Below are 14,200 nucleotides of genomic sequence, written 5' to 3'. Positions count from 1 at the left end.
CACCGCACGCGAGGGCGAAAAATCAGCGAATCATCGCGAAACGTGCTGCTTGCCGCGTGCTCTTCGTGCGCTTTCGAGCGCGACACGCGAGCGCAAGTTTATCGCACTCACGCGCGTTGTCCGCGCCGGCTGTCAGAGTTCGTCGGCGCGAAATGCATCGCGCAGCCACACGAGCCTGCCGCTCTCGAACGCGACTACGTCGAAACGGCACGCGGGTTCGTCGCGCGGACCGCGGATCGTCGCGGCCCGAGTCGCGAGATAGTGCCGCGCCGCTCTCACGATGCGCCGCCGCTTCTGCCACCCGATGCTCGCGGCCGCACCGCCGTAATGCCGCTGCGCGCGCGCACGAACTTCGACGAACACCAGCGCGCCGTCGCGATCGCTCATCACGAGATCGATCTCGCCACCCCGACACGATACGTTGCGCGCGACGAAGCGCAGACGCTGCCGTTGCAAAAATTCTTGTGCGCGCGCTTCGAAGGCCGCGCCGACGGATTTGGACTGGTGGGCAGCGGAAAAGTTGTGGGTCGTCGTTGAGGTGATCCTGGCAGGCGCTTTTTCCATGTCCTTTGGTGCGATCGGCTCGCGCGACCCCACATGGCACAATGTCGGCCTCGTTCCGTCTGTTTGTCTCTTCCGTGTCATGACTCCTCTCTCCGAACTCGCGCAAGGGCAGCAGTACCCCACCGCTGCGCTGTATGTGGTGGCCACGCCGATCGGCAACATCGCCGACATCACGCTGCGCGCGCTGCACGTGCTCGGACTCGCGGACCGCATCGCCGCCGAGGACACCCGCAACACCGGTCAGCTGCTCGCGCGCTACGGCATCTCGAAGCCGCTCGTCGCAGTGCATCAGCACAATGAGCGCGAGGCGGCGCAGCGCGTGATCGAGTACCTGCAGGCCGGCGAACGCGTGGCCTACGTGTCCGACGCGGGCACGCCTGGCATCTCGGACCCGGGCGCCAAGCTCGTCGACGCGGTTCGCGAGGCCGGCTTCCCGGTGATCCCGCTGCCCGGCGCGAGCGCGCTCGCCACCGCGTTGAGCGCGACCGGCGATTGGGTCGCGACGTTCTCGTTCCTGGGCTTCCTGCCGCCGAAACCGAAAGCGCGCGCCGCCGCTTTGCAGGCGCTCGCACAGCATCCTCACGCGATGGTCTTCTACGAGGCGCCGCACCGGATCGTCGAGACCGTGCAGGCGCTCGCCGATGCGTTCGATGGCTCGCGCCGTCTGCTGATCGCGCGTGAACTGACGAAGTTACACGAAGCGCTGCACCAGGGCACCCTGGCCGAAGCGCCAACGTGGCTCGCCGCCGATGCGAACCGGCAGCGCGGCGAATTCGTACTGGTAGTGGAAGGCGCGTCGCCCGAAGCGGCCGGCGAACATGATCACGACGCGCTGCTCGGCGTCCTGCTGGAAGAGTTGACGGTGAGCAGCGCGGCGAAAATCGCGGCGGCGCTCACGGGCGCATCGCGCAACGCGTTGTACACGCGCGCGTTGGCGCTGAAGGAAGACAAGCCTGACGCCTGAGCGTTGACTTGGGTAGGCGGGACAAAAAAGGGCCGCATATCGCGGCCCTTAGATTTTCTACAGAGAGTGTTGCAGTCGACGCGGCATCGCCGCCGCGTCACGTCACATCACTTGCTCGAGTCGGAGTTCGACGCGAGCGTTTCGTTCAGCTCGGCGCGTGCTTCCTGCTGGGTGAGCCCTTCGATCTTGACCCGCGCGGTGCCGCTGTGGCGCATGTCGAGCATGGCGGCGGCCGCCATCGAGAGGTCGATCACACGGCCGCGGGCGTACGGGCCGCGGTCGTTGATCCGCACGACCACCGAGCGCGAATTGGCCGGATTGGTCACGCGCACGTACGAGCCGAGCGGCAGCGTGCGATGCGCGGCAGTCATGGCGTGCATGTCGTAACGCTCGCCATTGGCGGTGCGGCGGCCGTGGAAGAAGCGGCCGTACCACGACGCGCGTCCAATCTGATGGAAGTCCGCGACGTCGGCGCCGTCGTCCGTGAGCGGCTGCGCGTCGGCCAGCGGCGACGCGGGCGCGCTCGGGCTCGAGGCCGGCGCGTTACCGTATGATTGCGGTCCGAACGAACTCAGGTGCATGTTCTTCGTACTTTGCGGCGTGTCGTCCGCGGAGGTGTCGCTCGCGCCCGGAGGCGTGGCACAACCGGCCAGTACAAAAAAGGCAAAAAGAGTCCCCAGACCACGGGTTAGCCGAGTTTTCATAAGACGTGCAATCACGTTGTCGAGCCGCGTCACCCACAAAGCTGGGTGTGTTGCTTGCGACTCCGGCGGTAGGAACGACAACGCGCCGCGCGAAAAAGCGCAGTACGTCAAAGCCCGGATACGGCTCACTGAGCCGCTACCGCACGGTCAATTTTCACGTCTGGCGCAACCTGTCCCCGGCAGCCTGACCAGACCCCACACGCCGCCAACTGAACGTGGCAAAGACACGTTCTTGTGCGCGCAACTCAGCGCACAGGAACGGCGGCGTAGGCCCCACCCAGCGTCACGGCAGTTAAGTCCGTAGCAGGCGCGTGGCGCCTGGCTGGGCAAGACGTGTGCATCGAACGCATCGATACTTGATGGCCGTCGGCACTCCGACAGCCCTTACTTGAACGGCGAGCGGCATCCCCTTTTTGTGGGGACGCATCGCCTTGTGGCAGCACAACTCAGTTGCGCATGAAGTCCATTATACCCAAAAAAAATTTTTGGGACGGCGAGCTGCACAAAACCCTGACCAATCTTCACATTTATCGCAAAAATGGCCATGCAAAAGAGGCCGGCGCGGCGATGCGTGCTCCCCGCCTCACGGGCGACGGAGACCGTCGCGAGGCCGGTACAATCAATGTTTTCCCTGCACGCCGTCCTGTCATGAAAGTCACCCTGATCCCCGTCACGCCGTTCCAGCAGAACTGCTCGCTGCTCGTATGCGAGGCCACCGGACGCGCGGCCGTCGTCGATCCGGGCGGCGACCTCGACGTGATCCAGCGCGAGATCGCGCGGCAGAACGTGAGCGTCGAGAAAGTCTTGCTGACCCACGGCCACATCGATCACTGCGCCGGCGCGAAGACGCTCGCCACCCACTACGGCGTGCCGATCGAAGGTCCGCATCCCGACGAACGCTTCTGGCTCGACAAGCTGCCGGACCAGAGCACGCGCTTCGGCTTCCCGGCCGCCGATGCCTTCGAGCCAGACCGCTGGCTGCAAGACGGCGATACTGTGCAATTCGGCGACGAAACCTTCGAGGTCTACCACTGCCCCGGCCATACGCCGGGCCACGTGGTGTTCTTCAGCCGCGCGCACCGGCTCGCGCTGGTCGGCGACGTGCTGTTCGCCGGCTCGATCGGTCGCACGGATTTTCCGCGCGGCAACCATGCGGACCTGATCCGCTCGATTCGCGACAAACTCTGGCCGCTCGGCGACGACGTCACATTCGTGCCGGGCCATGGCCCGACCTCCACGTTCGGTGCCGAGCGCCGCACGAATCCGTACGTCGCCGATGGGGTGGCTGTATGAGCAGCGAAATCTATGTAAGTACCGACGTCGAAGCGGACGGCCCGATCCCCGGCCCGCATTCGATGCTGAGCTTCGCGTCCGCCGCCTACACGGAAGACAAGCAGCTGATCGCGACTTTCTCGGCAAATCTCGAATTGCTCGAAGGCGCGGCGCCGCATCCTGTCCAGGCGGCGTGGTGGAAGACCCAGCCGGAAGCGTGGGTCGCCTGCCGCCAGGACTTGCAGAAGCCCGAGGCGGCATTGACCGCTTATGTCGAATGGGTCGAGGCGCTGCCCGGCAAGCCGGTGTTCGTCGCGATGCCGGCTGGTTTCGACTTCACCTATATGTTCTGGTACATGATGCGCTTCGTCGGCCGCTGCCCGTTCTCGTGGTCGGCGCTCGACATCAAGACGCTCGCATTCGCGATGACCGGCCTGCCGTACCGCAAGAACATCAAGCCGCGTTTTCCGAAACACTGGTTCGACGAACATCCGCACACGCACGTCGCGCTCGACGACGCCATCGAGCAAGGCGCCCTCTTTTGCAACATGCTGAAGGAATTGCGCGCAAGGCAACCCGAACTCCCTGCCGACGGCAAGGATGATGGGGACGGCTCAGGGCAAAACGTCGCTCCGGACCCGATAAATTAGGCAATCTCGCTCGCGAGAGCCGTTTTACATTGCGTTTCGTTTTCGCGCCCTCTACCATGCGTTGATACGGCGACGCTAACGGAGGCGCAGTTGACACTCGATACGTTCTCACAAAAGATCCTGCGCCTGCTTCAGCTCGACGCACGCCGTTCCGTGCAGGAAATTTCCGACCAGGTCGGGCTGTCGAGCACGCCGTGCTGGCGGCGCATCAAGGACATGGAACAGTCGGGCGTGATCCAGCGCTACACGGCGCTGCTCGATCGCGAAAAGCTCGGCCTGCACGTCTGCGCGCTCGCGCATATCCATCTGACGCGTCACACCGAGGGCGGCGTCGAGCAGTTCGAGCGGGAAATCGCCACCTGCCCAGAAGTGACCGAGTGCTACAGCACGACCGGGGAATCCGATTACATCCTGAAGATCGTCGCGCCGGACATCAAGGCGTACGACAGCTTCCTGCACGAACGCATTTTCAAGATTCCGGCCGTGGCCCAGGTGCGTACGAGCGTCGTGCTGCGCGAAATCAAGTTCGACACGCAGTTGCCGTTGTGACGGGTGCCGCCGCGGCCTGGGGCGTCGCGGCTTCTGGTGCCCGGCTCCTTGTGTCAGGCCTCCAGCGTCTGAGACTCGCAGCATTCAGGCGAGCTTGTGAGGCTCCGCGGCGATTGAACGACCGACCGGCGCGCCGCCGGTCTTGAGCTCGGTCTCCGTGCAGCCGCCTTGCGCGACCGATCCATCCCGTTGCAGCAGCACATCGAGCTTGCGGGCGCCGAGGCGGCGCTTGAGCGCCTCCAGATCGACGCGCCCGAGTGATCGCACCTCGCTTTCCAGGAGACGGCTGGTCTCGTCGGTGCCTGCAACAATCCCGTCACCCGACGATGACGCTGGCAACACCACCTCCACGTCCAGTCCAGTGCTCAGGTAGTGCAGATTCACCGCCACGGCCTGCAAACCGCCCACCACCAGCGCCGCGTTGACCTCGGCGACCACCCGCTCGCGCGGCGGCAAATCGACGGGAGGATGCGCGTGCGCATCGTTTTCCGGATCGACGTGGATTAGCGCGTCGAGCACACGCTTGTCGCTCAGCACACGCAGACGCGCCGACTCCGCGATGTAATGCCCCTCCGACACCGAAATCATCGGATCGACCAGGATGTGCGCGTCGACGAGCGCGAAATCACCCATCTTGCGCGTACGCATTTCGTGCACGTCGCGCACGCCGGGGGTGGCCATCAGCAGGGCACGCATGTCGGCGCTGGCGGTTTCATCGAGCGCCCGGTCCGACAGGTCCTGCAGCGCGTCCCAGCCGAAGGTCCAACCCATGCGCGCGACCATGAAGCCGACGATGGCCGCCGCGATCGGATCCAGCAGCCGCACGCCGGCGATGCTGCCGAGCACCCCGATCCCCACCACCAGCGACGACGCCGCGTCCGAGCGCGCATGCCATGCGTTCGCGACCAGCATCGCGGAACGCACGCGCTTCGCCTCGCGAAGCATGTAGCGAAACAGCGCTTCCTTGCAGACGAGCACGAGCGCCGCGATCGCGAACGCACTCATGTGCACGGCGGGAATATTTTTCAGATCGGCGAGCCGCGTACCCGCGCGCCATAACATGCCGACGCCGACCGAGATCAGCAGCGCGCCTAGAAATAACGACGCCACCGTTTCATAACGGCTATGTCCGTAATTGTGATCCGCGTCGGGCTTCGCCCCGCTATGCCGATTGGCGATCAGCACCACAAAATCGGAAATAAGATCGGCAAGGGAATGAATGCCGTCGGCAACGAGTGCCTGCGAGTGCGCGATCGTACCGACGACGATTTGCAACGTCATCAACACGGTATTGACCGCAATGCTCGCAAAGGTACTTTTGCGAGCAACACGTTGTTTCTCGGCGGTTTGAGTGGTTGCTGCGGCTTGCATACTGAAAAGCGGGAAAGGTCAATTCTTCTTATTGTACCCGCCACGGATCGAACGCGCTGGGAGCGAGGTCGAAAATTCCTTTTAAATCAGTCTCTTATCTAAACGAAAAGCATTCGTGTTCCAGTTACCTGAAGCGCATGCGACAAAAAAGTGGCGCCGCGAATGACAAAAAGCCGCACCTGAACGGAGCGGCTTTCGGGATTTCTGCAGCAGGCTATAAACGCCTGTGATTGTCGTATTCGTATTATGCGGCGGAAGCCCTTACCGCACGCAGGGTTGCGATTACTTCTGGATCAGAAATTTTTCGCGATCCAGACCCGCGATCCAGCGCGGCGGCTTGCCACGGCCAGACCACGTGCTGCCGCTTTCCGGGTCGCGATATTTAGGTGCGACGCCTGCGCGCGGACGGCTCGCTTTAGCGCCCTTCGGTGCACGGCCGCCGCCTAGTTCGCTCAGCGAGATGCCGTAATCCGCCATTTTTTGCTTGATTTCATTCAAGACTTCCGCGTATTCGCGCGACTTCGCTTCTTCAATCTGCTTTTCGAGCTTCTCGCGCTGCGCGAGCAGTTCCTTGTAAGAAGACATAGGTTCCCTTGTGGTATGGATAAATGACTGCCGGTCTTATGCCGACTTGCCCTTTGAAGGTTTCATGCCTCGGAATTTGATGGCGAGATTAACACAAAATAGAAAGACTGGAAAAGCGCTGGCAAAAAATTAAATTAAATTCGTTTCAAAAGGTTTCCTTGCGATGCTCTGTGCCCGCGACGGTCTTTCAATCGGCTGATTTCGCATGTCACTGAAAAAAATCCCGCCGCCTCGCATATTTATACGATTTAACTATCAGGAAATGAGATTTGACATGTCTATTGCACATCGAACATTTCACGGCATGAAAGCTTGGACTGCGATAAGCGTCCACTAGTGAGACAAAAGCCGGCGCAGCGCGACCGCGCATGCGCGCTTTCCCGATAAACGATATTGCTTAATCCGCATGCCGGTCGATGCAGATATCGAGCGCCGCATGCAATGTCTCGATATCGGAGCCTACGCCGTCGAATACGAAACGGCGGCGCACGCCATCGCGTTTCAGATCGGCGCCGTAACGGTCGATGCCCAGCAATTCGACGCCGCCCGCGCCGTCGAACCGGCGACCGAATTCCGCGATCAGCGCATCCTCCTCGCTGGCCGCTAGCGGTGGCAGCCGATCGAGTTCGGCGCCGTCGAGCCAGCCCATCGCGCCGAAGCCGCCGATGTAGCGCAGCCGCTCGAGCTTCATGACCCAGAACGTGAAATCACCCAGCACCAGGTAGCGCTCCGCGTCCGGGTGATAACGCAAATAACGACGCACCCGTTCCGGACTCGAGTCGACGGGCTCGAAGCGGCCGAGCAGCGTGACGCGTTGGCCGCCGAGCACGTCGCCGTCGGGCGCGTCGACGGCCAGAAAGCCGGCGCGCGGATCGGCGTGCAGGTTGTGCGTGTGTTCCGCGAGCCGGCTCACGAGGATCGTCGGGCGATGCAGCGCATCCGGCGCGAACGGCAACACCGACGGATACGGAAAGCCCTCGGGCTGCCGCGCATGCGTGGCGAGCGTGCCGACCGCGGCCGTATGCAGCAGATGCAGCGGAGCGTGAGCGGGAATCTTCACGTGAGCGTTCCTCGGTGAATGAAAGATGAGCGGTGAGTGGCGCGCGGCGATATAGAAACCAGCGGCGGCGCCCCAAAGCATGACGTTCGGCAACACCGCTTCGCCACACCCGCAGCCGTTCAATCGTATCCGCCCGCTCCCCCGGCTCCAAGCATAAGCTTGCATGCTTCGATAGAATCGAAGGTCCGCTTTCAATGCGCTTTCTCGCGCACCCCGCCTCGAGACCTCCGTGCCCGATCACCAAGCCTCCGAATTCGCCGTCCTGCCCGCCGCGCACCGCGACCTGCCCGTCACCGAGCGGCAACGCGCACGCATTGCCACGATGGCACTGTTCTTCATCGCCGGCATGATGTACGCGTCGTGGGGTGTGCACGTGCCGACGGTGCGCGACCGCTTCCATCTGAATCCAGCCATGCTTTCTTTCGCGTTGTTCGCGGTGGCGGGTGGCTCGATCGGCGCGATGGTGACCAATGCGTCATGGATCGCGCGGGTCGGCACGCGCCGCGCATGTCTCGCCGGTGGTCTCGCGATGGCCGCCTGCGCGGCGCTGATCCTCGTCGTACCCGCGTATTGGATGCTGCTGGTCGTGCTGGCCGTCTTCGGCGCGGGCATGGCCACGCTCGACGTCGCGATGAACGCCGAAGCAAGCGCAGTCGAAAAGGCGCTCGGCAAGCCGATCATGTCGTCGCTGCACGGCATGTTCAGTCTCGGCGGCATGTTCGGCGCGGCCGTCGGCGGTGCGCTGCTGTCGCGCGGCATGGCGCCGGCGCTGCATCTCGCGCTCGCCGCGGCGGTCAGCGCGCTCGTGCTGGTGCTCGCGTGCCCGTCGGTGCTGCCGCACGTGCCGCACGCCGAGCATCCCGATGCCGCGACGCCGCGCGCGAGCCGCTGGCGTTCGCCGGCGCTATGGGCACTCGGCACGATGGCGCTGGTCGCGCTGATCGCCGAAGGCGCGATGTACGACTGGGCCACGGTCTATATGCGCGACGTCGTGCTCGCGACGCCCGCGCTCGCGAGCGCCGCCTATGCGGCGTTTTCCGGCGGCATGGCGGCCGCGCGTTTTGCCGGCGACGCGGTGCGCGCCCGCTTCGGCGCGCCGCAGCTCGTGATGATCAGCGCGGCGCTCGCCTGCGCCGGCATGGTCGACGCGCTGCTGCTGCCGAATCCGGTGGCCGCGCTCGCCGGCTTCGCGCTGATCGGCCTGGGTCTCGCGAACATGATGCCGGTGCTGTTCGCGGCCGCGGCGAGCGTGAAGGGCATCCACGCGGCCGAGGGGCTCGCGCATGTCGCGGGGCTCGCCTATTTCGGCTTGCTGCTGGGGCCGGTGATCATCGGCGCGGTCGCGCAGGTGACTAATCTGACGATCGGTCTCTCGGTCGTCGCCGTATGCTCCGCGATGATCGCGCTCGTCGGGCCGAAGGTGCTGCGGCGTTTGAGGATCTGACGCAAACGCGTGCCCGGCGTCACGACGAAAACCGCATCGAACGCAGCCAGAAAAGAAAAGGCACGCAAGCCTCACGGCCCACGTGCCTTTTTAGCGGCCAATCGAAGGGCGGCGCAATGCCGCCTTCGATCACACCGGATTTACATCTTCACGACGTCGAGCAGCGTCTTCTTGCCTTGCTTGTAGTTGTACAGCGAGATCACGCCGTGCTGCAGGTCGCCCTTCGAGTCGAACGTCGTTTCGCCGATCACGCCCTTGTAGTCGGTCGTCGGCATCGCAGCCAGGATCTTCGCCGGATCGGTCGAGTTAGCGCGCTTCATCGCGTCGACGATGATGTACACCGCATCATACGTGAACGGCGCGTAGATCTGGATCGGCTGGCCGAAGCGCTTCTCGTACTTCGTTTCGAACGCCTTGCCGCCCGCCATCTTTTCGAGCGCCATACCGGCTTCCGAGCAGACGATGTTGTCGGTTGCGTCGCCGGCCAGATCGGACAGCTTGTCGGTACACACGCCGTCGCCTGCCAGCACCTTGGCACGCAGGCCGAGCTGCTTCGCCTGCTTGGCGAACGGGCCGCCGGTTGCGTCCATGCCGCCGTACATGATCGCGTCAGGGTTTTCACCCTTGATCTTCGTCAGAATCGCGCGGAAATCGACGGCCTTGTCGTTCGTCGCGTCGTGCGACACGACGTTCAGACCGAGCGCCTTCGCCTCCTTCTCGAACTCGTTCGCGAGACCCTGGCCGTAAGCGGTCGAGTCGTCGACGATCGCGACGCTCTTCACTTTCATGCCCTTGGCCGCGTAGTTCGCGAGTGCCGGGCCTTGCTGCGCGTCGGTCGCGACGACGCGGTACGTCGTCTTGAAGCCTTGCTGCGTGTAGGCCGGGTTCGTTGCCGACGGCGAGATCTGCACGATGCCCGCATCGCTATAGATCTTCGATGCCGGGATCGAGGTGCCCGAGTTCAGGTGGCCGACCACGGCGACGACCTTGTCGTCGACGAGCTTCTGCGCAACCTGGGTTGCCGTGCGGGGGTCAGCCGCGTCGTCCTGCGCGTCGAGTTGCAGCGTGACTTTCTGGCCGCCGATCATCAGGCCCTTGGCGTTGATTTCCTCGACGGCGAGGCGCGCGCCGTTTTCGTTGTCTTTCCCCAGGTGAGCGATACCGCCAGTCAACGGCGCAACGTGACCGATCTTGACGACCGTGTCGGCTGCGGCCGATGTTGCCAACGTCGCAAACAGCATCGCACCAGCGGCGATCGGCAACAGCTTTTGAATTTTGATGTTCATGTAAGTCTCCAGTTTCGGTCAAAACAACGTAATCGCCCTGTGCCCCGCTTCCCTTACACGTGTCGCTCAGTGTCCCGTGGACGACCACGCCGGTTGCATCGTTCATGCACTTGGCCAGCACGTTTACCGGACTGTTTGTGGCAGTTGGCAAACCGTACTTGCGCGCAAGTGTAGGCCATCAAATTAATTTGGGGGAATTTTTTGAGAAAGTGGGAACAACACTAATAGCGTAGTTACTACGCGAGCCGCTCGTGGCGTGGGGAGCGAGCCGAAAAGCCCCGTCCCATGCGGGTTTCCGCTAAGTGAGTCAGTTTTCCGCCGAGGTGGAACTTACGCTTTTTCTGACTCGCGCCGGGTGCAATTCGAAGGGTTTTTCAAGTCAAAAATGTGGCATACCGCACGGGATTGTGAGCATGCCAAAAAATCTGAATCCGGTTTAAATCGGCCAATCGATCACCGCGTGAACGCGGCGATCCGCACGGTGCCCGGCCGCCATTCCTGCGCGAGCTGCGCCATTAGTTCGGCCGCGCCGAGCGGTTCGGCGCGCACCCGGGTTTTCCATACCTCGGGATTCGCACTCTGCCGGCCGGTCAGAAACGCGGTGCCCATTACCGCGGCTTGCGTGCCGAGCGCGAGAAACGGCAATCCGGTCGCGTCGACCCGTTGCGGCACGAGCGCCATCGTGCCGACCAGCGCATCCTCGAACGCACCAATGAAATTGCCGCGATGCGCGCCCGCCACCGCACCTTGCGCGACGATCGCATCGGCACCTGCGTCGCGCCACGCGATGCTTTCGACAACATGCGTCGCAGTCCCAACTACATAATTGTTGTTCGCGTGAAAGCGCTCGACGTCGGCGGACAATAGCAGTCCGAACGTAAAGCCGGCGACCGGCACGCGAAGTTCGACCAGTATCTCCAGTTGCACGCGAAAATCCGGCGCATCGCTCGCGAGCGGTGGAGAAATGAAACATCGAGATCGTTTCAATCGCCTTACGAGAATCGAACCCGCCCCGCATCAGCCGCCAGCCCCCGTCCCGTCGCGCTGCAAGCCGTTTCTTTTGATGGCAAACTAACCGCCCGCCGAATGGCCGCGTGGCCTTCAGCGTTTCGTACACACCGACCTCGCGCGGCGTTCGCGCGAGTCAATGGAGAACAGCATGAGCACGACTTCCCGATGGATCGACATCCCCGCCGGCAACGACAGTTTCGGCGGCTACCTCGCGCTGCCGAAGGGCGGCAAGGGACCGGCCGTCATCATCATTCAGGAAATCTTCGGCGTGAACGGCCATATCCGCTCGGTCGCGGATCAGTACGCGCTGGACGGCTACGTCGCGCTCGCCCCGGACGTGTTCTGGCGCGTGCAGCCGCGCGTCGAATTGACGTATGACGGCAAGGATCGCGAAAAGGGTATCGAGCTGATGCAGAAGACCAAGCTCGACGACGCGGTCGCCGACATCGGCGCCGCAGCGGCCGCCTTGCGCGCATTGCCGGAAGTGACCGGCAAGATCGCCGCGATCGGCTACTGCTTCGGCGGTCGTCTCGCGTATCTGGCCGCGGCGGCCGGTTCGGTCGACGCCGCTGTCGCCTACTACGGCGGCGGCATCCAGACGCAGCTCGACAAGGCCGCGAACGTGAAGGTGCCGATGCAGTTCCATTACGGCGAGCTCGACGCCCACATTCCGCTGTCGGACGTCGGCCAGATCCAGGAGCGTTTCGCGGGTCGCGCCGACGTGCAGTTCAACATCTACCCGAATGCGGATCACGGCTTCAACTGCTCGGAACGCGCGTCGTATAACCAGCGCGCGTCGGCATTGGCGCACGGCCGCACGTTGACGTTTCTCGGCGAGCATATGTAATTCCCGCCTGAGGGATTCGAGTCGTGCGCGCCGTGTCGCTCGTGTGACGACGAACTCGCGCTCCTGAAGCGCGCATTCGAATTCACCTGCGTCACCTCGGCGCTCAACTCGGGTACTCTGTGCAAGACGGCGTGTCGGCCGACACGCCGTCTTTTTACATGTGCGACGCATTCGACACAGGCTGCCAACCGATCGCGAGGTTCAACCGCCGTGCACTCAGACTATCTCGCTCATGACGCCATCGGCCTCGCCGAACTCGTGCGCACGCGCCAGGTCAGCGCGCGCGAATTGATCGACGTCGCGATCTCACGCACCGAGGCCGTCAATCCCGCGATCAACGCGGTCGTTCTGAAAGACTACGATGCGGCACGCGAGCGTGCGTCGCGCGACGACGCGAATCGCGCCGAAACCGTGAACGGCGTCAACGGCACGGACCACTCCGCCGCCCACGCCGCGCTCGCCGGCGTACCGTTCCTGATCAAGGATCTCGGCGCGCCCGTTGCGGGACTGCGCATGGCAATGGGCAGCCGCCACTACCGCCACTTCATTCCGACGCAGGACGCGCCCGTCGTCGCGCTCGCGAAAGCGGCGGGTCTGAACATCTTCGCGAAGACCAGCACGTCCGAGCTCGGCCAGATGCCTTATACGGAGCCCGAACTATTTGGCGCGTGTCGTAATCCATGGAATCTCGATCACACGCCGGGCGGTTCGAGCGGCGGCGCCGCGGCGGCGGTCGCCGCGGGCATCGTGCCGCTCGCGCATGCATCCGATGGCGGCGGCTCGATTCGCATTCCGGCATCGTGCTGCGGACTGTTCGGCCTGAAGCCCTCGCGCGGCCGTGTGCCGCGCGCGGCGGCGCCCAGCGCCGGCGAGCTCGGCATCGATCTCGCCGTGTCGCGCAGCGTGCGCGACAGCGCCTTGCTGCTCGATCTGCTCGGGGGCAACGCCGAGCGCCCCGCCGGCGCGCCCGGCACGTTTCTCGGCGCAACGCGCGAGCCGTGCAAGCCGCTGAACATCGCGTACGTGACCGAGCCGATGCTCGCGCCGTCGCTATCGGCCGATGCGCGCGCCGCGCTCGACGACGCCGCGCAACTCGCAAGCTCGCTCGGCCATCGGCTGGAGCCCGTCTCGCTTGGCATCGATTTCGCGGCGGTCCGTCATGCGTTTCTGACGCTGTGGTCGGTGACCGCCGAAGACCTCGTACTGAACGCCGAGCGCATCACCGGCCATAAGCCCATGCGCCGCGAGTTCGAAATTTCGACGTGGGCGATGGCGCATGTCGGCCGCAAGATCGGCGAGCAGGGTTTGCCCGCCGCGCTCGAGGAACAACGCCGCATCACCGAACGGCTGACCGATCTGCTGAACCGCTACGACGTGTTGCTGTGCGCGACGCTGGCGGCCGCGCCGATCAAAATCGGCGAGATGCGGCCGAGCTCGGTCGAGCGCATCCAGATGCGCGCGGTTACCACGATGCCGCTCGAAGCGCTGATGAAGAAACTGCTGCTGGAAGCGTCGAACAAGGCGTTCGCGTGGGCCGGCTGCACGGAGCTGTTCAACCTGAGCGGACAGCCGGCGATGTCGGTGCCCTTGTACTGGAACGCGCGTGGGCTGCCGATCGGCGTGCAGTTCGCGGCGCGCGTCGGCGGCGAGGCGACGCTGTTGCGGCTCGCCGCGCAACTCGAAGCGGCACGGCCGTGGTTCGACAAGCGCCCGCCGTTGATGCATGCGCGGCGCTAGAAAGCGGTTTTTCAAGGTTGGGAAGCGGCTGCCGCACGCGGCGAAGAAACGTCACGAAGCGCGCCACGAAACGCACCACGAAGCGCACCACGAAGCGCGCCGTCGCGGAATCCGCCGCGAGGTTGCGGCGCATTCCGTGAGCAGCCTGCTCTTGAG

The 14,200-nt window shown here is 64.0% G+C and carries 13 protein-coding genes and 1 pseudogene; 7 read left to right on the top strand and 7 right to left on the bottom strand.

Translation table 11 applies throughout. The features are described from left to right. Positions 1-132 precede the first annotated feature (132 nt). Positions 133-564 (bottom strand): YraN family protein, encoded by a 432-nt coding sequence (locus CI15_RS07055; RefSeq protein ID WP_062125565.1) that lies wholly within the window; start codon positions 562-564, stop codon positions 133-135. Positions 565-643: 79 nt separating this feature from the next. On the opposite strand from CI15_RS07055, the gene rsmI reads away from it, so the two are divergent. Next, the gene (rsmI, locus tag CI15_RS07050) at positions 644-1,528 is read left to right on the top strand and encodes a 16S rRNA (cytidine(1402)-2'-O)-methyltransferase (protein ID WP_062126156.1); all 885 of its coding nucleotides are present in this window, start codon (positions 644-646) and stop codon (positions 1,526-1,528) included. Between the two features lie 107 nt (positions 1,529-1,635). Here the strand turns inward: rsmI and CI15_RS07045 are convergent, their stop codons facing one another. After that, positions 1,636-2,232 (bottom strand): septal ring lytic transglycosylase RlpA family protein, encoded by a 597-nt coding sequence (locus tag CI15_RS07045; RefSeq protein ID WP_062126153.1) that lies wholly within the window; start codon positions 2,230-2,232, stop codon positions 1,636-1,638. Positions 2,233-2,880: 648 nt separating this feature from the next. On the opposite strand from CI15_RS07045, the gene CI15_RS07040 reads away from it, so the two are divergent. The 3 genes from CI15_RS07040 (at position 2,881) to CI15_RS07030 (ending at position 4,703) form a co-directional block, all read left to right on the top strand. Beyond that, positions 2,881-3,525 (top strand): MBL fold metallo-hydrolase, encoded by a 645-nt coding sequence (locus CI15_RS07040; protein WP_062125563.1) that lies wholly within the window; start codon positions 2,881-2,883, stop codon positions 3,523-3,525. Further along, positions 3,522-4,154 (top strand): 3'-5' exonuclease family protein, encoded by a 633-nt coding sequence (locus tag CI15_RS07035; protein ID WP_062125561.1) that lies wholly within the window; start codon positions 3,522-3,524, stop codon positions 4,152-4,154. The genes CI15_RS07040 and CI15_RS07035 overlap by 4 nt, the downstream gene beginning before the upstream one ends. 90 nt (positions 4,155-4,244) lie before the next feature. Further along, entirely contained in the window at positions 4,245-4,703 is a 459-nt protein-coding gene (locus CI15_RS07030) for an Lrp/AsnC family transcriptional regulator (protein WP_012431468.1), read from the top strand. A gap of 84 nt (positions 4,704-4,787) precedes the next feature. On the opposite strand, the gene CI15_RS07025 is transcribed toward CI15_RS07030, so the two are convergent. The 3 genes from CI15_RS07025 to CI15_RS07015 all read right to left on the bottom strand — a co-directional run bounded on the left by CI15_RS07025 (position 4,788) and on the right by CI15_RS07015 (position 7,719). Continuing rightward, positions 4,788-6,074: a cation diffusion facilitator family transporter gene (locus CI15_RS07025; protein WP_062125559.1), complete on the bottom strand. Its 1,287-nt coding sequence runs from the start codon at positions 6,072-6,074 to the stop codon at positions 4,788-4,790. A 282-nt stretch (positions 6,075-6,356) separates the two neighbouring features. Further along, positions 6,357-6,659, bottom strand: a complete 303-nt coding sequence (locus CI15_RS07020; RefSeq protein ID WP_008921239.1) for an H-NS histone family protein — start codon at positions 6,657-6,659, stop codon at positions 6,357-6,359. Between the two features lie 397 nt (positions 6,660-7,056). After that, positions 7,057-7,719 carry a HugZ family pyridoxamine 5'-phosphate oxidase gene (locus tag CI15_RS07015; protein ID WP_062126150.1) on the bottom strand — a complete coding sequence of 221 codons (663 nt, stop codon included), beginning with the start codon at positions 7,717-7,719 and terminating at the stop codon, positions 7,057-7,059. A 229-nt stretch (positions 7,720-7,948) separates the two neighbouring features. Between CI15_RS07015 and CI15_RS07010 the strand changes: the two genes are divergently transcribed. Beyond that, on the top strand, positions 7,949-9,163 hold the full coding sequence (locus CI15_RS07010) for an MFS transporter (RefSeq protein ID WP_062125557.1): 1,215 nt from the start codon (positions 7,949-7,951) through the stop codon (positions 9,161-9,163). Positions 9,164-9,303: 140 nt separating this feature from the next. Here CI15_RS07010 and CI15_RS07005 read toward each other — a convergent pair whose 3' ends face one another. Together CI15_RS07005 and CI15_RS07000 are read right to left on the bottom strand one after the other, a co-directional pair. Next, positions 9,304-10,449, bottom strand: coding sequence for a branched-chain amino acid ABC transporter substrate-binding protein (locus tag CI15_RS07005; RefSeq protein ID WP_062125555.1), 1,146 nt, complete (start codon positions 10,447-10,449; stop codon positions 9,304-9,306). Positions 10,450-10,902: 453 nt separating this feature from the next. Further along, a pseudogene (locus CI15_RS07000) lies at positions 10,903-11,406 on the bottom strand (nitronate monooxygenase); the annotation flags it as partial. 202 nt (positions 11,407-11,608) lie between these two features. On the opposite strand from CI15_RS07000, the gene CI15_RS06995 reads away from it, so the two are divergent. After that, the gene (locus CI15_RS06995) at positions 11,609-12,307 is read left to right on the top strand and encodes a dienelactone hydrolase family protein (RefSeq protein ID WP_062125551.1); all 699 of its coding nucleotides are present in this window, start codon (positions 11,609-11,611) and stop codon (positions 12,305-12,307) included. A 210-nt stretch (positions 12,308-12,517) separates the two neighbouring features. Beyond that, positions 12,518-14,044 carry an amidase gene (locus CI15_RS06990; protein ID WP_062125550.1) on the top strand — a complete coding sequence of 509 codons (1,527 nt, stop codon included), beginning with the start codon at positions 12,518-12,520 and terminating at the stop codon, positions 14,042-14,044. Positions 14,045-14,200: the final 156 nt, after the last annotated feature.

The organism is Paraburkholderia monticola (assembly GCF_001580545.1).
Lineage (GTDB): Bacteria > Pseudomonadota > Gammaproteobacteria > Burkholderiales > Burkholderiaceae > Paraburkholderia > Paraburkholderia monticola.
The sequence above is the reverse complement of the archived record's forward strand: the minus strand, read 5'-3'. Positions and strand labels throughout refer to the sequence as shown.